The organism is Leptothermofonsia sp. ETS-13 (genome assembly GCF_049200465.1).
Taxonomy (GTDB): Bacteria; Cyanobacteriota; Cyanobacteriia; order Leptolyngbyales; family Leptolyngbyaceae; genus Leptothermofonsia.
Window position 1 is genome coordinate 4406375 of sequence record NZ_CP120836.1, and the last position, 20647, is coordinate 4427021.

The 20647-nt window shown below is 50.1% G+C and carries 13 protein-coding genes; 6 read left to right on the forward strand and 7 right to left on the reverse strand.

Annotated elements, in window-relative coordinates:
• Positions 1–89 precede the first annotated feature (89 nt).
• Together P4D80_RS20020 and P4D80_RS20025 are read right to left on the reverse strand one after the other, a co-directional pair.
• Entirely contained in the window at positions 90–890 is an 801-nt protein-coding gene (locus tag P4D80_RS20020; RefSeq protein ID WP_421655781.1) for a response regulator transcription factor, read from the reverse strand.
• A gap of 259 nt (positions 891–1149) precedes the next feature.
• Entirely contained in the window at positions 1150–3468 is a 2319-nt protein-coding gene (locus P4D80_RS20025; protein WP_421655782.1) for an IMS domain-containing protein, read from the reverse strand.
• 193 nt (positions 3469–3661) lie between these two features.
• Between P4D80_RS20025 and pdhA the strand changes: the two genes are divergently transcribed.
• Together pdhA and P4D80_RS20035 are read left to right on the forward strand one after the other, a co-directional pair.
• Positions 3662–4696: a pyruvate dehydrogenase (acetyl-transferring) E1 component subunit alpha gene (pdhA, locus tag P4D80_RS20030; protein ID WP_421655783.1), complete on the forward strand. Its 1035-nt coding sequence runs from the start codon at positions 3662–3664 to the stop codon at positions 4694–4696.
• A gap of 767 nt (positions 4697–5463) precedes the next feature.
• On the forward strand, positions 5464–6237 hold the full coding sequence (locus P4D80_RS20035) for an exosortase-dependent surface protein XDP2 (RefSeq protein WP_421655785.1): 774 nt from the start codon (positions 5464–5466) through the stop codon (positions 6235–6237).
• Positions 6238–6454: 217 nt separating this feature from the next.
• Here P4D80_RS20035 and P4D80_RS20040 read toward each other — a convergent pair whose 3' ends face one another.
• Positions 6455–7237 (reverse strand): ABC transporter permease, encoded by a 783-nt coding sequence (locus tag P4D80_RS20040; protein WP_421655786.1) that lies wholly within the window; start codon positions 7235–7237, stop codon positions 6455–6457.
• A 570-nt stretch (positions 7238–7807) separates the two neighbouring features.
• Here P4D80_RS20040 and P4D80_RS20045 point away from each other — a divergent pair.
• Both P4D80_RS20045 and P4D80_RS20050 read left to right on the forward strand, forming a co-directional pair.
• Complete coding sequence (locus tag P4D80_RS20045) at positions 7808–9769, forward strand: FAD-dependent oxidoreductase (protein WP_421655787.1); 1962 nt, start codon at positions 7808–7810, stop codon at positions 9767–9769.
• A gap of 6 nt (positions 9770–9775) precedes the next feature.
• Complete coding sequence (locus tag P4D80_RS20050; RefSeq protein WP_421655788.1) at positions 9776–10951, forward strand: Rieske 2Fe-2S domain-containing protein; 1176 nt, start codon at positions 9776–9778, stop codon at positions 10949–10951.
• A 68-nt stretch (positions 10952–11019) separates the two neighbouring features.
• On the opposite strand, the gene P4D80_RS20055 is transcribed toward P4D80_RS20050, so the two are convergent.
• The 3 genes from P4D80_RS20055 to P4D80_RS20065 all read right to left on the reverse strand — a co-directional run bounded on the left by P4D80_RS20055 (position 11020) and on the right by P4D80_RS20065 (position 16842).
• Positions 11020–11766, reverse strand: coding sequence for a sucrose-phosphate phosphatase (locus P4D80_RS20055; RefSeq protein WP_421655789.1), 747 nt, complete (start codon positions 11764–11766; stop codon positions 11020–11022).
• A gap of 101 nt (positions 11767–11867) precedes the next feature.
• Positions 11868–13931, reverse strand: coding sequence for an ATP-binding protein (locus tag P4D80_RS20060; RefSeq protein ID WP_421655790.1), 2064 nt, complete (start codon positions 13929–13931; stop codon positions 11868–11870).
• 313 nt (positions 13932–14244) lie between these two features.
• Positions 14245–16842: a tetratricopeptide repeat protein gene (locus P4D80_RS20065; protein ID WP_421655791.1), complete on the reverse strand. Its 2598-nt coding sequence runs from the start codon at positions 16840–16842 to the stop codon at positions 14245–14247.
• A 176-nt stretch (positions 16843–17018) separates the two neighbouring features.
• On the opposite strand from P4D80_RS20065, the gene P4D80_RS20070 reads away from it, so the two are divergent.
• Positions 17019–18257 (forward strand): MFS transporter, encoded by a 1239-nt coding sequence (locus P4D80_RS20070; protein ID WP_421655792.1) that lies wholly within the window; start codon positions 17019–17021, stop codon positions 18255–18257.
• Positions 18258–18483: 226 nt separating this feature from the next.
• On the opposite strand, the gene hisIE is transcribed toward P4D80_RS20070, so the two are convergent.
• The gene (gene hisIE, locus P4D80_RS20075; RefSeq protein WP_421655793.1) at positions 18484–19116 is read right to left on the reverse strand and encodes a bifunctional phosphoribosyl-AMP cyclohydrolase/phosphoribosyl-ATP diphosphatase HisIE; all 633 of its coding nucleotides are present in this window, start codon (positions 19114–19116) and stop codon (positions 18484–18486) included.
• Between the two features lie 585 nt (positions 19117–19701).
• Between hisIE and P4D80_RS20080 the strand changes: the two genes are divergently transcribed.
• Complete coding sequence (locus P4D80_RS20080; protein ID WP_421655794.1) at positions 19702–20616, forward strand: DNA adenine methylase; 915 nt, start codon at positions 19702–19704, stop codon at positions 20614–20616.
• The last annotated feature ends 31 nt before the right edge of the window (positions 20617–20647 follow it).

A 20647-nucleotide genomic window follows, 5' to 3' on the forward strand; every position in this document is an offset into this window, starting at 1 on the left:
ACTTGCCCATCGCAGAATCTGCCTGCAAACGGCTACCCATATTCTAAGCGGATGGTTTCGGATGAATACGCATGGGTTTGCTTAAGCTTTCAGCCAAATCGATAACCAAAGCCTCGTACCGTCACCAGATACTCCGGATTGCTGGGATCATTTTCTAACTTTTCGCGCAGCCAGCGAATATGAACATCAACAGTTTTGCTGTCACCAATAAAGTCAGGCCCCCAAATCCGTTCTAAAAGCTGCTCACGAGACCATACCCGGCGGGGATAGCTCATAAATAACTCTAAAATCTTAAATTCTTTGGGCGAGAAGCTGATTTCTTCCCCCCGTACCACAACGCGGCATTCCTGGGGGTATAGGGTAATGTCACGAAACTTGAGCGAAGGTTGCTCTGGTTCAAGCTGGAGATGGTTATATCGCCGCAGTAAAGCCCGGCAGCGGGCTATCAGCTCCCGCATGCCAAAGGGTTTCGTTAAATAGTCATCTGCCCCTACTTCTAAACCAACAACACGGTCAGTCTCGCTACCTTTTGCACTCAACATCAGAATGGGAACGCTATTTCCCTCACGCCGGATCAGACGGCAAAGGTCCAATCCGTTAATGTAAGGCAGCATCAGGTCCAAAATGATGAGATCAAACTGTTGATTCTGGGCTGAGCGAGGACCAGAAAGAGCCGGTCTATTGGCAGAATTTGAATCGACCCCTTCGGCCTGATGAATCAAATCCAAAGCGGTGCGCCCATCTTCAGCGGTCAATACCTCATAGCCTTCATCTGCCAGAGCCAGGGCGATCGTCTCGCAAATGAGTTCTTCGTCTTCAACAACTAAAACACGACTGATCTTGAGACTGGACTGACTCTTGGTGGAGTCTAATGGTAGGGTGAGTAGCATAAAGGTGGTGATTCCTGTCTGTCAGGCTGATTCTACCACTAGTCAAAGCTTTTGTATGGATTGATACTGTTGGCTATCGCAGTTTTATACAACCTACAGAATCTCATAACTATTCTAGATCCACCAGCGACACCTGGCTTTTTGTCTGCCAGTAGAGCAAAAAGAAAGCCCTGTTGGAGGTGCAGGGGTGAAAACTATGCTTGGAGGCGGAGCTCCCAAACCCCCATGTCGCAAAATGTTAGTGTTTGCAATACTAGCTTTACTGGACGACCTGCCAGTTCTGAATCCGCCATTTGTTATCTACACGAATCAAATCATACTGGACTTGAAGTTCCGGATCAGAGCGGGTATCGTCAAGCTGATCTCCTTTATAGTACTCAGTTGTCTCGCTGACTTCAGCCGCTACTTTAGCTTCATCTGGCTTATCCTTGTTCTGCTCTACAGAACTGACTTTTACCTTGTGGGTGTACTTCCGGTAAGAGCCTGCTTGCCTTTCAGCATCGGCAGCGGTCCGCCACTCAGTCAGCTTGGGCTCGGTCAAAATCTGGTCTAGCTTCTCGACGGCATAGTCGGGACCCATGGCAGCAGCTTTAGCGGCCAACCAGGACTCAACCAGTTGCTGGGCAGATTCCGTCGTTAAAGTAGCTTCAGATGCGGCATCAGCAACAGACTCCTCCAGTTTCACTAAAGGAACATCCAGCTCAACCATGGGCTGTTCTTCGGCAATTTGTTGGGCTTGCTGAGTTTGCCTCGCTCCCGACACTTGCAGGGTTTTAATTAGCCAGGCAATGAGGAAGCCCAATGCAATCATGCCGACAATTACCGCGCCATAGGGCAGGTAGCGGAAAATGCCGCTGCTCTTTGAGTTGGAAGGGCGGGGATGGACTCGCTCTTCGGCAGCATCTCCACTCCGACGTGGGGCAGGGGATGTGCTGTTGGAGCGCCCACCACTGCCACTGCGAGGGCGATCGCCGCGTGTCCGCTCCCCACCTGTCCGGGAGGGAACTGGGTGGGTGCTTGAGGCTTGTCCAACTCGCTCAGCCGCTGCCATGGGAGGAATATCAGTGAGAGAGCGATCGCCAGTCAGGGTTGCAGTCGAAGTCCGAGCGGCAATGCGGCTACGGGCTGCTTCAATCAGAGCTTCATTCGAAGGTCGTTCATTAAAGGACCGCTCTCTTCTCGCCAAGACTGGTTCCATTACTGGATGCGGCTCAAGGTTGCTACGGGCAGCAAATGCTGAACTGTTAGACGTTTGCACCGAAGGAATCGGGGCAGATTGGATTTGCTCCACCATCCACTCACTTGCCGTATCTGTTTCGTTCGGCAATTCTTCCAGATATGACTGCACCTGGGGATCGGCAAAGTATTCTTTCAAGGATGCCTGTTGCCGGGACAAATCACGGAAATGAGGAAAGACCTCATCCTGAAGCCAGCGTTCTGCATAAAGGCAAAGCCCTGGCAATAGATCTGGGGAGCCCTGGGAGTGTTCCCGGATAAACGCGATAGGCCCGTATTCCTGGCTTAACTCCAGGGCACGGCTGGCTTCCTCCGTTTGCCCTAGCAACAACGCACAAACGGCCTGCTCCAGGTGTACATCCTGACGGCTACTGAGGCGCATGAGTAGCATCTTCGCTCGTCGCACCAGCACAGGTTGGCGATCGGCAAAGCCCCGTGCCAGCAAAGCATAAACGGCCAGGTAAGTGGCAACTGCCGAAGGGCGCTGGGCTTCCTGTTCAAACAAAACTTGTTGCTCTGAAGCGGTCAGATAGCTGCGCAACTGCTGGATGAAGCGTAAAAAATCGTCAATATTTAGCCCAGACTGGTCATCCCCTGACCCATCAATGCCATCCCGTTCATGCAGCATGTCTTGCAGCAACTGCATACCCCGGTACCGCTCTTCGGTTTGAGCTTCGGGGAGGGCTAAAAGTTCAAGCACTCGATAGGGGCGTAGCTTGTAGAGATCGGTTTGAATCTCGCCGCGGACTCCGGCAAATAACCCTTCCCTCAGAAGTAATTGTTGTCCAGTTTCCAGTGCTTCTGCTGCATTTTCATACTGGCTCTGTTGCCATTGCTCCCGCCCCAACTCCAGGCAAGCCAGGGCAACGGTAAGCACGATATCGGAATAGACAATATTGGGATCGCCGTATTGCCCTCCTTTGAGACTGGCACTGCCACCGGTTAGGAAGGGTCGTCCCAGCTTGAGCACCAGTTCGTATTCGCCCAGATCTTGCAGAATCAGGAGGGCACCCACCAACTGGTCGTCCTGGATTTCAATACTGGGAGTATGGGAATCTGCCCCCGTATCTCCGGCAGCAACAGAAGTTGAGGGTTTCGATGGCTCTGGCTCAAGCTCATAGGTTTTGGCAAGGAAACTGGCATCATAGGTTTGCCGCTGCTGGGGATCGGAAAGTACCGCATAGGCTTCATCCAGCAATTTCTTGCGAGAGGCGATCGCAGCATCGGAATACTCTCGCCGAGGTAGCTGGAGTGTGCGATCGCGGTGTGCCTGTCGCAACTGTTCAGCCGTAGCCTGAATCGGTAAACCTAATATCCGGTAGTAATCAAGCGGGATACGCACAGTACACTTCCCCAGCACTAAGAAGTAAGGTTAAGCTAATGTCACAGTCAATGGTCTAAAAATACAACCATAATAACCGGACTCTGCCAGAGTGGCAGTTTACCCTAAAATATTCAAAAACTTCTAGGAAGTAACATTAATTCTAGATAGATACCGCTAGAAAATAAGTAAAGTTGTAACTAGGACAGTTCTAATGGTTCAAGAAAGAGCACTCCCGAAGTTCCAATCGTCCACGGCAAAGGTCACTCGCGAAGAAGGATTGCGGCTTTATGAAGATATGGTGTTGGGCCGCTTCTTTGAAGACAAATGTGCCGAAATGTATTATCGGGGTAAGATGTTTGGCTTTGTCCACCTCTACAACGGGCAAGAAGCGGTTTCAACAGGCGTCATTCTGGCAATGCGTCCCGGTGAAGACTATGTGTGCAGTACCTACCGGGACCATGTTCATGCCCTCAGTGCAGGAGTTCCTGCCCGCAATGTGATGGCAGAGCTCTTTGGCAAAGAGACGGGATGCAGCAAAGGGCGGGGTGGTTCCATGCACCTGTTCTCGGCGGAGCGGCGGCTACTGGGTGGCTATGCCTTTATCGGCGAGGGGATTCCGGTGGCGACGGGTGCTGCCTTTCAAACCAGGTACCGGCGAGAGGTCATGGGTGATGAAACCGCAGACCAGGTAACTGCTGCATTTTTTGGTGATGGCACGACAAACAATGGGCAGTTCTTTGAATGCTTGAACATGGCAGCGTTATGGAAGTTGCCCATTATTTTTGTCGTAGAGAACAACAAGTGGGCGATCGGAATGGCCCATGAGCGGGCGACATCCCAGCCGGAGATCTATCAAAAAGCCAGTGTGTTTGGCATGCCAGGGGTTGAAGTTGATGGCATGGATGTACTGGCAGTGCGTGCTGCTGCCCAGGAAGCCGTCGCCCGTGCCCGTGCGGGTGAGGGTCCAACCCTGATTGAGTGCCTTACATACCGCTTTCGAGGTCACTCTCTAGCAGACCCCGATGAACTACGCTCTAAGGCCGAAAAAGAAGCGTGGCTGGCGCGTGATCCGATAAAAAAGTTTGCTGCCTATCTGTTGGAGCAAAATCTAGTCTCCCAGCAAGACTTGAAAGCGATTGAGAAGAAGATTCAATCGGTGGTTGAGGATGCGGTTCAATTTGCCCTGGAAAGCCCTGAACCGAAACCAGAGGATCTCTACAAGTATGTATTTGCTGAGGACGAGTAATTCAACGGCTCTGCTTAAGGGGCTATCAAGTAAGGGGCTATCAAGACTGTTTTGAGGGGTGAAAACCCTCAAAACACTCGGGAAATAGATTTTATAGATTTGAGCTACCCTCAAATCTATCTTGACGGACTGTTACGCTGGATATTTTAGGGGCGGTCGCTGAATTTGCCCAATCCTTCAACTTAGCATTGTTCACATTTTGCCGCAATCCCCCAATATTCCTTACCTCATACCAATTTGATTTGAAAACAGTGCAAATCCCACCCCTCCTGATCTCCCCTTTCCAAGGGCAGGTGCCGAAGGCGGTGGGGTGATGTGCAAGGTTCATCATTAATAAATTGGTATCATTTCCCCGCTCAGAGAACCCCATTTCTAAAGCCTTCCTCTTTGATTTGGATCCCTGGAAGGACTGCTGTCCTTTTCCTGTAATTCCTACAAAAAATATAAAATGAATTACTGTAATTTCTTAAAGTTTTCAATATTAACACGGATCACTACCCATCTGATTTAAAGCACCAAATTAAAGCTAGAAAAGCTTTTCATTTATCTTTCATATAGAGCCACTGTTTATAAATTGACATAGAAGAAACACCAGAGGTGGCACTGGCGGGGAGTGAATTGGGAACAATGGTAGGGCCCCCTCTTGACATGACTATTGAATTGAAAGCAGGAGCAGATTACCCGGACTTTTCCCTAGATGTTTGGGTTTAATCCTCCGATGCTAGAAAATTAGGCAACACTACCACTAAGTTCTTTTAGGCTTCACTATGAACCTGAAATATTTTCTGTCCGGTTTTGGACTTTTGACTGCCGGATTCGTACTTTCCGGTGCATCGGCGCAGGCGTTTAATTTTGCTACCAACCTGGCTCCTGGCAGTAGCGCCCCTAAGGGAAATATCTTTCTTCAATCCGTTACCCTGGGCGATGGCACAACTGTAAACAATTTTTCTCTGGTTAATAGAGCCACCATCATCAGCAATGATTCCTGGACAGGTGGTAATACTGGTGCTGCCAGTTCAGATCGGGGAGATAATGCATCAGGAGTCAAACTGGAGGCAGCAACCAATGCCAGCATCGCTGCCAGCCTGGGCAACCTCAATTTGAATAACATCATTGATACTGAGGATACGGGTTCCTTCAAAGTCAATGTTTCCTTTGAACGAGCCGTTTCCAGCCTGTTTTTCTGGGAAAGGGGCATGAACAGTAAGTTGGGAGTTCAAGCCCTTGACAGTAGTGGTAACCTGATTGGCAAACTTTTGACGCTGGATAGCCGCACCTGGCAGTACGCAGGCTTCAGCATTGATACCACCGAAATCAGCGGAGCCCAACGGGTGGGTTCTCTGGGGATAAGTCTGGCGGATCTGGGAGTCAGTGTACCGATTCAGAGTATCCAGCTAACCAGCAGTCGCTCATTCAATGGTCCTGACTTTAAGGTGGTTGGCGCGACCGCTGCCGTACCAGAGCCCACAACAATGGCAGGTTTGGCGCTGGCAGGAGCTGGAATGGCTGCACTGCGTCGCCGCCAAAGTAAGAAGGCATAGTCTTTGATTATGGTGGACTTTTGCAAGGACATATTTGTGTGCTCTCTTTTTGGGCTATGACTTTCACCTGCTGCCTGTCAACGATTGTCTGTCATCTGCCTGTCATCGGTTGCCTATCACCTGCTAGGTAGGTAGCCATAATCAATCGTAAAGGGGGTGGAGGGAGGTCACTCCCTCCACCCCCGGAATTATCCTTAGTTTAATTGCGCCTAGCTACTTACAATTGCCGCTCAATGCTTAGCATCCGACGGTAGGAAATCCAGCCTACCCCAATCATAGCCAGGGTGAAACCGAGCAAAAACCAGAGGTGAACTGAAATTTCTGAAAAACTCTTTCCTTCCGCAGTCACCTGGGTGAGGGCTTCATTCATGTGGTAAATCGGGTTGTATTGAGCGAGATTGAGCAAGGATTGAGGAAAGATAAAGGCTGGAACAAATGCTCCCCCTAAAATCAGCAAGGGTACGCCAAAGGTTGCGACCAGGGCATTGACATCTTCAGTCCGGCGAGCAAATTGAGTTCCCAATATAAAGCCAACCCCCACATAAGACAAAATACTCAGGAGAATAATGAGCCCGCCCAAAGGAAGAGAGCCGTGGAATTGAGCTCCAAGACTGGCGGTGATCGCCCCAATCAAAAGAGTCTGCCCAAGAGCGATCGCCAGGTGCGCCACAAAAATTCCCAGAAAGTAGGAAGTACCACTTAATGGCGATAGAAACAACCGCCTTAAAGTCCGATGCTCCCGCTCAGCTACCACTGTGGCCACACTTCCACCCAAACAACTGAAGAACAGCGCTGCCCCTACAAGTGTTGCCGGAGCCGCCCGCTCAAAGGCTTCCTGGAAAGACAAATTTTCCTTTGCCCGCTCAGCATAAATGAATCCATTCAACAGCAACACGGCCACTGGAAAAATCGTCCAGAAAATTAGACTCCGCCGTCGCCGTCTCAGTTCAATCAAGATTCGGCGAGCCACCGCAAGTGTTTCGTGCCAATACTTCATCATTCAGTGAAAAGAAAAGAACCTATGGGTGTTGCATAAATTAGGAGTCCCATAGTTAACTAGTACAGCAAAACGAAAGTTCTGTTTGGGTGCAGGGTTAGAGCCTTTGCTTATGGGCGAAGTCTCCAAACCCCCATGATGCAAAATTTAGTGTTGAAAGCTTTGGCAGTACTCCGCTTGGCAGAGTTGATAACGATTGCGCCCCAACTCAAAATTTCTTGATGGGATTTCTCGTGCATAATCTGCTTATAAAATTTCAACTGTCATGGTATCATATTTAGCTTTCTATCTCTGTTTTTAGTGGATAGTCCCAAATTTTGCTAAACAATTTCAAAGAACTTCTGGTTTTTGGGTGATTCGGCTTTTCAATAGCTGAGAGTTAATTATTCTTTTTTCTAAAATTCCTGAGATCATTTCCAAGAACTGCGAATTAAATAACTCCAGGGATTAACCTCGCTTGCGACAAGCTCTCTGCTTTGGAAGGGAGAGATGTCAGCGTTAGATCGGAGATATGTGTTGTTTAATCCCTGTTTTTCAATTGTCTTTTGCCTGATTAACCTCTAACGACTGTTCATGACTCGGCTATCTGATTTCTTTCTCCAGCAAACCTTTTCCCGTCGGACAATGCTCAAACTGTTTGGGGTCGGGGCGGTTGGGGGAATGCTTGGTTACTCTCGTTTTTCAAAACCTCAACCTACTGTATTTCAACAGGATGCACTCACCCTGCCTCAGCGTATCAGTGAGCCTCGTAGTGTGGTGGTGGTTGGTGGTGGGCTGGCAGGTCTTGCTTGCGCCTATGAGCTAAGCCGGCGTGGTTTTAGTGTCACTTTGTTAGAAAAGGCACCCCAGCTTGGTGGCAAGATTGCCAGCTGGATGGTTGATGTCAACGGTCAGCCCTTCATTATGGAGCATGGTTTTCACGGCTTCTTTCCCCAGTACTACAACCTCTGGAGTCTGGTGGATGAATTGAGGATCAACCAGAACTTTAAGTCGTTGAATTTCTACTCTGTGGTTTACAAAGGCGATCGCTACAAACCAGAGGTGTTTCGTCCCAGCCACTCCGCATTCCCCTGGAACATCGTGGATCTAGCTATTTCCTCAACCAATCGCCTCCGCTGGGGGCTGAATCTGACTAAGTACGAACACTGGCAGGTGTTCCGTGAAATCACTGGCTTCGATTCAACCCGAAGTTTTCAGCGGCTCGACGATATTTCCGTCACTGAATGGGTGCAGCGGGACTTTCCCCGGGGACTGTATGATCTGTACTTTCTACCCTTCGCCAAATCTAGCCTCAACGCGCCCGATGTTCTGAGTGCGGGAGAACTGATGCAGTTCTTCCATTTCTACTTCTTTGGCAATCCTGAGGGCCTGGCTTTCAATGGCACCCGGCAGGATATGAGCACCAGCCTGGTGCAGCCGATCGCCCATTCCATCTTGAGCAATGGTGGCAGAATCCTGACCGAAGCCACCATCAGCAACATTCATTGGGAGAGGCAACAAATTGCCTCTCTGACTTACCAGAAGGGAAATGCAGGTAGTTCTGTCCCATTCTGGGTCGATACAAATTCCGTGTTAAATCAGGAATTCGGCAATCTCCACTTTTATGGGGGTGGAGATGATGTCTATGCCGTCAAAGACGAGGAGAATGGGCAGGTCCTTTCGCTCACCTGTACCCATCAGGGTTGTACTGTGAAACCCAATGTTAACGGCGAGTTTCACTGCCCCTGTCATGGTGCCGTGTTTGATAAAGAAGGGCGGGTTTTGCGGGGACCAGCCCAGCGAGATCTGACTCGCTTCAAAATTCTCAAGCGAGGGGATGACCAGCTTCAGCTTGTGGCCGCAAAGCCAGAGATTACTCCAGCGGCTACAGAAACGCTAACCGCCGATTATTACGTGTTTGCTGCTGACGTGGTAGGGATGCGACGGTTGTTTGCTGATATGAGTGGGGATGTTTATGTCCCGGTGAAGGAGCAGGTAGAAAAACTGGCGATCGCCGATCCCTTTGCTGTCTGTCGTTTCTGGTTCGACCGCGACTTTGAGTGGGAGCAAAGCTGGTTCACGTCCCTTTCTGGCTACCGTCTGACTGATAGCATTACCCTCTACCATCGGATTCAGGACGACTACATTGCCTGGGCAAAAAAGACGGGGGGCAGTGTGGTAGAGCTTCATGCCTACTGCTATAAGGAAAGGGAGTTCCCCACTCAGGAAGCCCTATTAACCACTTTTCAGGAAGAACTCTATGAGATTGTGCCTGCTCTGCGAGAAGCGGCTTTGCTTCACCGGGAACTGGTGAACCAGAAGAACTTTTCTGGGTTTCCACCCGGTAGCCATCGCGATCGCCCCGAAACCGCAACGCCTGTTGCCAATCTTTTTTTCGCTGGAGATTGGGTTAAAATGCCCTTCCCTTGTGGATTAATGGAGCGTGCCATCAGCAGTGGGCTACTGGCGAGTAATGCCATCCTCCATGCCGAAGGGTTGCAACGCCGAACACTGTTGACTGTCAACCCACAAGGGATGCTATCGATTTTTACGTGAGTGACTATGACCGCTTCTCCCCTCATTTCTTCCCAACCGGATGTCCGCCAATTGGGGATTAATCCCAATCACTGGTACGTTGTTGCCCAGGCCAATGAAGTCAAAGATAAACCAGTGAGTGTTGTGCTGTGGGATCAGGCGATTGCTCTTTACCGGGATAGTCAGGGTCGAATTCATGCCCTGGAGGATTCCTGTCCGCATCGATTTGTCAAACTTAGCCGCGGGAAAGTGGTTGAGGATGAACTGGAATGTGCCTATCATGGCTGGCGGATTAATGCCGCAGGGGAATGTGCTGCTGTCCCCTATTTAGCTGAGAATCAGAAGCTTCCCACCTGCAAAATTCGCTGTTACCCCGTGAAGGAACAGGATGGCTTTATCTGGTTGTTTCCCGGTGATGCAGATTTAGCAGAAATGGTGGCACCAATGGGTTTACCGGAATGGAATCATCTGAATTACATTGGTTCATTTACGGTCATTGATACCAAAGCCCATTTCTCCTATCTGATTGAGAACCTGATGGATATGTACCACGGGCACCTGCATCAGGACTGGCAGGCATGGGCAGACCCAGTTCTGCAAGGTTTGGAGGAAACGGGCGATCGCGTTGATGCCCATTACATGGCACAGAACTACTATCGGATTGATAAGATCTGGTCCGTTTCCCAGCTTTTCTTTCCCCAACTGCGCCGCCTCCACCCCGACCCACTGGATGTGAGTTATATCTACCCCCATTGGAAATCTCGTCTGGGTGAAGACTTCAAAATCTACTGCCTGTTCTGTCCGGTCAGCAAAACCCACACTCGCGCTTACCTGGTTCACTTCACCTCTTTAGAAGCGTTTCCCAGGCTGCATAAACTTCCGATCGCTTTTCGTCGCTTCCTGAAAAACTGCCTGTTCAATACTGCCAGGGGACTTTTAAAGGGGCTGGTTGTTCAGGATGTGGCGATGATTGAAGATGAACAACAGGCATACCTCAAGCATCCAGAATGCCGTCCCCACGAACTGAACCGGGCGCTTGTGAGCGTTCAACGATTGATTCGTAATCAGGCAATGATTCAGGCGACTGCGCGATCGCGCTCCGGTTGGGATGGGGCATTGAAGTTGATGGCAGAAAATCATGATGATGCTTTGTCTGATGAGGTTACTGTTACTCAATGGGATGATCAACAGTCGGGGTGGTAGACAATAATTCCCTTGATTCCCCTGACTCCCTGTTTCATTCGTGGCGCTACACAAATCATTCCGGCTGTTTAGAGAAAACCGAAATGCTGCAACCCTTCTAAAATGCCAGCGGCACAATGGGCCTTTGCCAGATAGCGGTTGGGATCGGGGTTCGTGCGGTGCCACTGGAGTAGTTCGGCCATAGCATTGCCAACGATGATGCCGTATTCCTGTCGATTAGCAAAGAGGGCGATGTCGTTGCCAGAATCACCACAGGCAACGGTGCGCGTAGGGTCAACTCCCAGATTTTGCCGCACAAAAGTCATTGCCATTCCTTTGTTAGCCTGACGGGGAAGGATGTCTAGATCCTGACTACCGCTGTAGATGAGCTGAATATCCAGACCGCGATCGCCCAGTACTTCCTCTAATTGCGGTAATACCTCCACAGCCGCCTTTTCTGTTAAAAAGTAGCTGACTTTAAAGGGACGCTGCTCCGTTTCCGGTTGGGGGGTGAGGTCGGCAAAGTGGGCAGCACAGGCGACAACTTCATCCCGATCCCAACGATGGGAAAGTTTTTCTGACCAAACGGGGTCGGGGGTGTCACTGTTACCGTAGTAAATTTCTGTGCCAACGCCTGAAATCAAAACATCCGGTTCCAGAAGCGACTTTTCAGCAGTCAGTTGGCGGTAGCGGGTGAGCGATCGCCCCGTTGAGTACACAATTTGAGTGCCATACTCACTGCGATGCTGATCTAGCTGGCGATTGAGTTCCGCCATAGCAACATCGTCGCCTACCAGGGTATTGTCCAGGTCTGTGACAAATAGGAAAGGATTCACAAGATTTAATCCTAGAAAGCATTGGAACCAGGCTTCATACCAGAAGCTGTACGCACCCTACCAAAATTGATTACCCTTTGTCAGCTTTCCAAGTTACCGACCTATCCAAGTTTCTGTGATTTGGTCTGCTGAATTGGAATCTGAATGACAAACTCAGCCCCATTGTCGGGTGTTGAAACACACGTCAAAGTGCCGCCATGATTTTCAGTAATAATTTGGTAACTGATTGATAGCCCCATGCCGGTGCCCTTGCCAACTGGTTTGGTTGTAAAGAAGGGATCAAACAATCGTTTTTGCACAGCCTCTGGAATGCCAGGGCCATTATCTGCAATGCGGATGGTGACGTGATCATCCCTGGTTTCCGTTGAGATTTTGATTACAGGCTGTTTATGGTTTTTGAGTTCATCAGAATTGATCAGTGCCGCTTCATCACAAACAAAAGGTTCTTCCAGCACATCAATGGCATTGACCAAAATATTCATCAATACCTGGTTAATCTGACTGGCATAACATTCAACCAAGGGTAAATCACCATAGTTTTTGATGATCTGAATTGCAGGGCGATTACCAACGGCCTTGAGGCGATTTTCCAAAAGCACTAGAGTGCTATCAATTCCTACGTGCAAGTCTACAGCTTTATAAGCTGCTTCATCCACCCGCGAGAAGTTGCGCAATGACAGCACAATTTGTTTAATGCGATCGGCTCCAAGTTGCATTGAGCTAAGCAACTTAGGAAAATCCTGTTTCAGGAATTCCAGATCAATCTCGTCAATTTTAGTTTCGATAGCGGGAACTGGGTCAGGATATTGCTGCTGGTATAGCTGCACCAGGTTCAGCAAATCATCCATATAATTCTGTGCGGGCTTTAAATTGCTATAAATAAAACTGACAGGATTGTTGATTTCATGGGCGACTCCGGCAACTAACTGCCCCAGGGATGACATTTTTTCGGTTTGAATGAGTTGGGATTGATTACGTTGAATATTTTGTTTCTCTAGTTTGGCTTGAGTGAGTTCAACTGTGCGCCGCATCAAAGTTAATTCAACCTGACGTAAAAAAGCAACAAAAAACAGAATTAATCCAATACCAATTGCACTAACTACCATGGAGATCTGAAAAATAGACTGGTGTAATGAATTGACTGTATTGGAAATGTCTTTGAATGCGGCAATGTAGCCCAGATTTTTTCCATCAAGATCTTGTAGTGGCAAAACAATCACTTGCTGAGTCTTACCATTTTCAGAAAATTGTTTCTGCGTCAAATTTGCTTGACTAGTGGCTGGAATGACTTGATGAATGGCCTCTGGTAGTGTTGAGAGAGTTTGTTCAACCACCACATGGGAAGGGAATTGATCCCATGTGAGAGGCTTGCCCTGCTTAATTATCTGAGCTTCCCATTTTGGGCGATCGAGGTGTTTTTTGTCTACCAGCACTACCAGATGGACATCCAAAATCTTACTGACTTGGCTGGCAATATCCTGAAACTCTATCCCCAATTCAACATAACCAATCAAGTTGGGGGGTAATTTATGCTGAGCAGGGTTGCCCGCTAGATCATGATCTGTAGGGATGGGAGAGCCACTGTACCAGGGATACACAGCGCGTAACACGGGAGCACCAATAATTCCTTGTTCTAGTCCAATGCTGGGCTGTTGAGTATGTTCGGCTCGTTTAAGGGTGATGCGATCAATCAGGTCACTATGCTTTTTTTTATGGACGCGCAGGAAGTTGACCCGATCGCGTTGATGAAAATACCAATGGGTAATCCGGCTCTGCTGCCTAAATTGATTAAAGATGGGTTTAGCACGACTTAGCAAAGTAGCTCGATCGCGGGCCTGAAATGCCTGCATCAGCACTGGGTCACGGATGATGACTTCCAGGGCGGTTGTCATCATGCGGCGATCATTCTCCAATTTCGCCTGAAATAAATCCTGAACGTACCTTGCTGTGGCTTGTTTAGTTGTTTCTAGCTCTTGCTGCTGCTTTTGAGAGGTTGTGAACAAAAAAGTACCCTGCAGCACGCAAATCGCCGCAATTAAAGGCGGCAATACCCATCTACGTAATCCCCAGGGGCGATCATGAGCTACATTGGTGGATAATCGCATCGGCTCTGTTTTTGCACGGGTACTGGAAGTGCCAATCCTGAAGGATAGGCATTTCGACATATAAATAGCATGAAAGCTGCGAAGGAACCGAGTTGTAACCGCTTAATCAAAGGGTGATAAATAATTTGTTATCCATTATTTTTGTTATCCATTATTGGGGGGCATGAGTTACGCTAACCCTTCCTATAGCCCATGCTGGTCATGGCTACCCAGAAATGTCCTGAACACTTCTTGCATCCACGAACCAGCATCGCCGTTTTGTTATTGGTTAAAGTTCCCAAAAAGGCTTTCTCGCTAACTCTCAAAATGACGCGTTATCGACCTGGCAGCGATTTCGTCTACCCTTCAATTCCGATTCGGCAGAAAGGTTGTGCTAAGGCGGCATAAGCCTGCCGTGATGCAGGTGTACCGGAGAAAATTGGGGATTTTCGGCGATCGCCTGTTCAAAATCAGCGACAGCTCCTGGCCTATCGCCCAGTTCTGCCCGGATTCTACCTCGATGGAATAGGGCCTGACCCGGCTCCGTACTACTTTTTAGAACCCGTTCAAAGTCTTGCTCGGCGGCTGATGGGTTACCCTGGAGGAGGTGAACCGCACTGCGACTGAGATAGGCCAGGGTGGACGCTGGGTGGAAATTGAGCACTTGAGTGAAGTCTTCTATCGCACCGGCATAGTCCGACTGCTTAGCGCGGGCTCGTCCTCGATACAGATAGGCTGAGGCAAGGGTGGGATTAACCTGGATTACATAATCCAGGTCGGTAATGGCTCCAACTGTTTCCCCCAACCTGACCTGGAAGGCACCCCGTTGCAGGCAGGTGCGTACCGGGTAAGGGCTGCTATCGACTGCCTGATTAAAGTTTTCGTTGGCCGTTTTGGGTTCGCCCATGCGCATGTAAGCAACAGCTAAATGTAAATAGTCTTCCGGGCTTTTGGGCTCCAGGCGGACGGCTTCGCTCAAGTCATCCATGGCCTGTTTGTGTTGACCCAACTCTAAAAGGGCGATCGCCCGCTGAACATAGGCCGGAATCGCAGGGGATTTGGTAGCCAGCAACTGATTGAAATCCTCCACTGCCCCGTGGGGATCCCCCAGGTCGGATCGAATGGTACCCCGGTGGAATCGTGCCATCAGGAAACGGGGAGCAAGCTGCAATGCTCGATCCAGGTCTTGCAGGGCGGCTTCGGCTTCGCCCAGTTCTGCTCGCAAGGTACCCCGGTGCAGGTAGGCGGGCGCAGAAGCTGGATTGATCTGAAGCTCCTGATTAAAGTCATCCAGCGCCCCTTGCTGATCCCCTAAAGAGGCCAGAAGAATGCCCCGGTTGTAGTAGACTGCGATCTCCTTAGAGTTCAGCTCAATTACCCGATTGAAATCATCCAGGGCTCCCTGCTCATCCCCCAATTGAGTCAGGATGATGCCACGGCTGAGGTGGGCCGCTGCTGGATTGGGATTGAGCTTGAGAGCCACTTGCAGGTCAGTCGCTGCTCCTTCTGGGTTCCCCATTTTCATGGATAGGGCACTGCGGTTTAGATGGGCCGGTACCAGCCTGGGATTTAATTTCAATGCCTGATTGAAATCCTCCAACGCGGCAGGGTAGTTTGCCTGCTGGGCGTTGGCAATGCCCCGTTGCAGGTAAGCCTCATCCAGGCTCGCATCCAGGCTGAGCCCCTGGTCAAAGTCGGCGATCGCGCCCTTGGTATCTCCCAATGTGAGACGAACCATGCCTCGTTGCAGGTAACCCTGGGCAGAAGCAGAATGCATCCGCAGACAACGGTTCAGGTCTTCCAGGGCTTCCCGTAGGGCACCCATCCTGACGCGGAATAAGCCCCGCTCGATGTAGGCTTCAGCAGAACTAGGAAGCATCTGCACTGCCAGATTGAAGTCTTCTGAAGCCTTCTGGCGTTCGTCTAGTTCCAGATACATGACACTGCGGTAGAGGTGAGCAGTGGCCCGATTTGAATCTAGCTTGAGGACTTCTGTGAAATCATTAATGGCACCTTCGCGATCGCCCAACTCTGCCCGCACTATACCGCGATTGAGAATGGTATCGACAGAACCCGGATCCCGCTGGAGTGCCTGGTTGAAATCTTCTAACGCCTGTAGCTTGTTGCCCAATTCTGCACAAACCAGTCCCCGCTGAATGTAGGCAGGGACCGCCTGAGGGTTACGTTTCAGCACCTGGTTCAGATCCTCCAGCGCTCCCTGCGGATCGCCCAACGCCGCCCGAATTGCTCCCCGCTGGACATAGGCAGGCATTAAGTTGGGGTTGAGCTGGAGGGCTTCATTAAAGTCTGAGATAGCTCCCAGATGGTCTTTCAAATTGGCCCGCATGATGCCCCGCTCTAGATGGATATGGGCCGCTTTAGGAGCGATTTGAAGTGCCCGGTCGAAGTCGGCGATCGCCCGTTCCTTGTCGCCCATCTGGGCATAGAGAACTCCCCGCTGCACGTAGGCAGGCACCGCATTGGGTGCAAGCTGAAGAGCTTGATTGAAGTCAGCGATCGCCCCCTGTTGATCTCCCAACCCGGCCCGCACAATTCCCCGTTGAATGTAAGCAGGCACCGCGTTGGGAGACATTTGCAACGCCTGGTTTAAATCTTCCAGGGCGCCCTCCAGGTCTTGCAACTCCGCCCGCACCGTACCCCGCTGAACCAGGAATGCAGGAACTTTAGGTTTTAACTGAATCGCCCGGTTAATATCTTCCAATCCACCTGATTTGTCCCCGGTACGGGCACGGGCAGTCCCCCTTCCCATATAGGCTTCTGCCACCAGGGGGCTAATCTGCAAAACCTGATTGAAATCCTCGATCGCTCCCCGGTTATCCTGCATCGCCAGCCGGGAATTGCCCCGGTTCAGGTAAGCTCCAACGTATTTTGGAAAGATCTTAATCGCCTCGGTCAGAGCTTCAACGGCTCCCCGATGGTCGCCTTTTTGAGCTTTCATTAAGCCCTGGTTAAAAAAGTTTTCAGCATTCATGGGGGGTTGGGGGTTAAGAATGGCTCCGCTTCACTATAGCCGCAGTCTGCAAGACTAAAATTGTCTTTTTCAATTGAGTTTTCCCATCAGTAAGGCGGCCAATCTCAGCATTTTCCTCATAAACTTTACGAATACATTCCCGACATTGCTAAATGGCATTTCTTCCATCCAAGCTCTTGTCCTGGCTACCGAAACTGAATTATCAGGTCTGGATTCTGGCACTGGGGCGGCTTTTATCCCAGACGGGTTCTGGGTTTACGATGTTTGCTGCCCCCATCTTCTTTGTCAATCAGGTAGGGTTATCCGCGACTCAGGTGGGTTTGGGTATCGGCAGTTCAGCGATTTCTGGAATTATTGGCCGACTTTTGGGTGGGTCGTTTACCGATTCCCAATTTTGGGGACGCAGGCGGACATTGATGCTGGCAGCGATTGTGTCATCCGCGGCATGCTTTGTTCTGGCTGTTGCGAATGATTTTCCAATGTTTGTCCTGGGGAACTTGTTGCTCGGTTTGGGGCTGGGGTTTTATTGGCCACCAAATGAGGCAATGGTTGCTGATTTAACCTCACCGGAGCAACGCAACGAAGCTTTTGCGATTACTCGTCTGTGTGACAGTTTGGGACTGGGGCTGGGGGTGGTTTTGGCAGGACGGCTGATTGAAACAACGGGGTCTTACCGTCTCTTGTTCATTGTGGATGGGGTGTCGTTTCTGGTGCTGTTGGGTGTTGTCTATTGGGCGATCGCAGAATCCAGGCAATTCTCCAGCAACCACCAGGCTCTGAAAGGTTGGGGTGAGGCACTGCGCGATCGCCGCCTGCTGACCTACCTAATCCCTAACATCATGTTCACCACCTACCTGGTGCAAATCAACAGTACTTTACCCCTTTACTTGAAGAACTTTGTACCAGCCACCGCTACGGGCGAGGGGTTCTCCCCTGTGGTTATCAGTAACTTGTTTGCCTGGCATCTGGTGGCAGCGGTTCTTTCCCAAATGCCAATGGTGCGATTGCTTAATCGCTTCACCCATCCCCAGGGGTTGATTATTTCAGCCGTGCAGTGGGGGATCGGGTTCATCCTGGTTTGGGCGACCGGAATCGCCTCCTCCGGCCACCTGATCTGGGCAATTCTGGCAGTTGGCGTGTTAGGACTGGCAACGTCGGCTTATATGCCCTCAGCAGCCTCAACCACCGTCCAACTGGCTCCCGATTCCCTCCGCGGAGTTTACCTGGCGGTCAATTCCCAATGTTGGGCAATGGGCTATATGATTGGCCCTCCCATTGGGGGTTGGGCCTTAGACCAATCCAGAACGGTGGTATCTAGCTTCTGGTTGGGAATGGCTGCCAGTGTGATTGTGGCTATCTTTGTTCTGCAAATCCTCGATCGCATGATGCACGAAACTTCCAGCACTCAAAGTTAACTTTTGCCACTTGTTATGCCACTTGTTAGCAATGGATGGGTGGGTGATGGGTGGAGGAGTAGATGGGTGGGGGTGTGGTGGAATTCGTTTCGATTCATACTGCTTTTCAGGGGTTTGTCAATTTTTTGTGGCAATCCTGGAAAGGGAGTCGAGGGAATCAGGGTTTCAAGGAGTTAGAACCCCGTTTCTAGAACACCCCCCTTTTCAGCAACGCTGCCATACCCCTTTACCTTCGCCGCTCTTGCAATTTCCGGTAAACGGCTTTCAGGTCAACGTTGTGGTGAGCCAGGGCAACCAGCGTGTGATAGAAAAGGTCGGCTACTTCTGCCGCGATTGCTTCTGCATCGTCATCCTTAAAGGCCATCACCACCTCTGCAGTTTCTTCGCCAATCTTTTTCAAGATTGTGTTATCTCCTCCTTCAAACAGTTTGCAGGTGTAGGAGGTTTCTGTGGGATGGTCACGGCGATCGCAGACTACCTCATACACCTGAGACAGCGTATCTGCAGGGGGTGGTTGAATGTGGCTATTGACTTTATGGAAACAACTTCGTTCTCCAGTGTGGCAGGCAATATCTCCCATCTGTTCCACGGTAATCAGCAGGCAATCACTATCGCAGTCATAGCGGAGAGATTTCACAATCTGGAGATGCCCGGAGGTTGCCCCCTTATGCCAGAGTGCTTGTCGCGATCGACTCCAAAACCAGGTTTCGCCTGTGTCTAAGGTCTTCTGCAAAGACTCCCGGTTCATCCATGCCATCATCAGCACTGTGCCATCCAGGTAATCTTGCACGATGGCAGGGACGAGTCCGCGATCGTCGTACTGAATTGCCTCCACTGGAATTGATTGGTGCAGTTCCATCACCTCAAAAGCCCTAAAGTCAGTGCTTTGATCTTACCGACTCTGGGGATTGGATTCAGTTCTGGATGCAAATCTATGCCACAACTTTTGTTCAAGACTTGCAACGTCAGAGTATTGTAAGTAGCTAGTAAGTAGGTGTCATCATTAATTGTAAAGGGGGGAGTGGGGGCTGCGCCCCCAGGCAGGGGGGGGCACCCCCTCCACCCCCGGAATTATCCTTAATTTAATTGTGCCTAGCTACTTACAGCAAAATGAAAGTCTTGTTGGGGTGCAGGGATCCCACCCCTGCTTGGGGCGAAGCCCCCAAACTCCCAGGTTGCAAAATTTAGTGTTTGCAACACGAGTAGTCTGCCAGGCAGATTTTGAAGGGTTGCAAACCCTTCAAAACCCCCTGAATTGGTTTTTCCAGGTTTAGATAACCAGGCAAAGTTCCCTTGGTGACCCACTAGTGGTCTGTCAAGACTGGTTTGAGGGGGTTGAAAAGTTCAAGTCGTCTGCCCTGGAAATATCAGTAAACCTGCCTCTAACTTATCCACTCCACCCCCCATCTACTCCTTACCACCACTGCCCCTGCCCACTCACAGGATGAGTATTCCCAATCTTCCCTCCCCACTTCCGCATGTCAGGGTTCCTCCCATTAAATGCCAGGGAATTAAAACGAAGCTCGTTCCCTTCATCTTCAGTAGCATTCAATGGACTTCAACAGAAACTGCGAGATGGGTTGAACCTTTTTTAGGTTCGGGAGTCGTCTTGTTCAACCTTGCTCCTGAACGGGCACTGATAGCCGATACCAATCAGCACATCATTGCGCTGTACCAGGCAGTTCAACGTGGTGAGGTAAATCGGGAAACGGTACAATCATTTCTCAAGCAGCAGGGGAAAAAGTTGGAGGAGTTGGGCGAGTCCTACTATTACGAAGTCCGGGAACGCTTCAATGCAGAAGGCTCTCCACTGGATTTTCTATTTCTGAACCGGGCTTGCTTTAATGGCATGATGCGTTTTAATCGTCGAGGTGAATACAACGTTCCCTTTTGTCGCAAACCTCAGCGGTTTACCCAGAGTTACGTTACCAAAATTGCCAACCAGGTGAACTGGATTGCTGGACGCATGGCGGGAAAGAGTTGGGAATTTCGAGTTGCCCACTGGAAAGAGGTCCTGGGCGAAGCAACCCCAACTGATTTTGTTTACCTTGACCCACCCTATATTGGTCGTCATACTGATTATTACAATACCTGGAGTCTGGAAGAGGCGGAAAACCTGGCCTCTGTTACCCAAACTCTTCCCTGTGGCTTTGCGGTTTCAATGTGGCTGGAAAATCAGCACCGCAGGAATGATCACATTCAACAGTGCTGGGCGGGATTAGAGGTCAGAGTCTGTCAGCACTTCTACCATGTTGGGTCAAAGGAAGATTGGCGGGGGGCGATCGCGGAAGCTTTGCTGATTAAGCCGGGGTTTGCAGCTCAATTACCTGTTACTAATGGCAAATTAGACACTGTATAGAACACCACCCTGGACAGAATTGGATCAATCA

What these genes read in the sequence shown, in the direction of transcription:
- P4D80_RS20020 (WP_421655781.1), bottom strand. Translation starts at nt 890, where the DNA reads ATGCTACTCACCCTACCATTAGACTCCACCAAGAGTCAGTCCAGTCTC.
- pdhA (WP_421655783.1), top strand. Translation starts at nt 3,662, where the DNA reads ATGGTTCAAGAAAGAGCACTCCCGAAGTTCCAATCGTCCACGGCAAAG.
- P4D80_RS20035 (WP_421655785.1), top strand. Translation starts at nt 5,464, where the DNA reads ATGAACCTGAAATATTTTCTGTCCGGTTTTGGACTTTTGACTGCCGGA.
- P4D80_RS20040 (WP_421655786.1), bottom strand. Translation starts at nt 7,237, where the DNA reads ATGATGAAGTATTGGCACGAAACACTTGCGGTGGCTCGCCGAATCTTG.
- P4D80_RS20045 (WP_421655787.1), top strand. Translation starts at nt 7,808, where the DNA reads ATGACTCGGCTATCTGATTTCTTTCTCCAGCAAACCTTTTCCCGTCGG.
- P4D80_RS20050 (WP_421655788.1), top strand. Translation starts at nt 9,776, where the DNA reads ATGACCGCTTCTCCCCTCATTTCTTCCCAACCGGATGTCCGCCAATTG.
- P4D80_RS20060 (WP_421655790.1), bottom strand. Translation starts at nt 13,931, where the DNA reads ATGTCGAAATGCCTATCCTTCAGGATTGGCACTTCCAGTACCCGTGCA.
- P4D80_RS20065 (WP_421655791.1), bottom strand. Translation starts at nt 16,842, where the DNA reads ATGAATGCTGAAAACTTTTTTAACCAGGGCTTAATGAAAGCTCAAAAA.
- hisIE (WP_421655793.1), bottom strand. Translation starts at nt 19,116, where the DNA reads ATGGAACTGCACCAATCAATTCCAGTGGAGGCAATTCAGTACGACGAT.
- P4D80_RS20080 (WP_421655794.1), top strand. Translation starts at nt 19,702, where the DNA reads ATGAGTATTCCCAATCTTCCCTCCCCACTTCCGCATGTCAGGGTTCCT.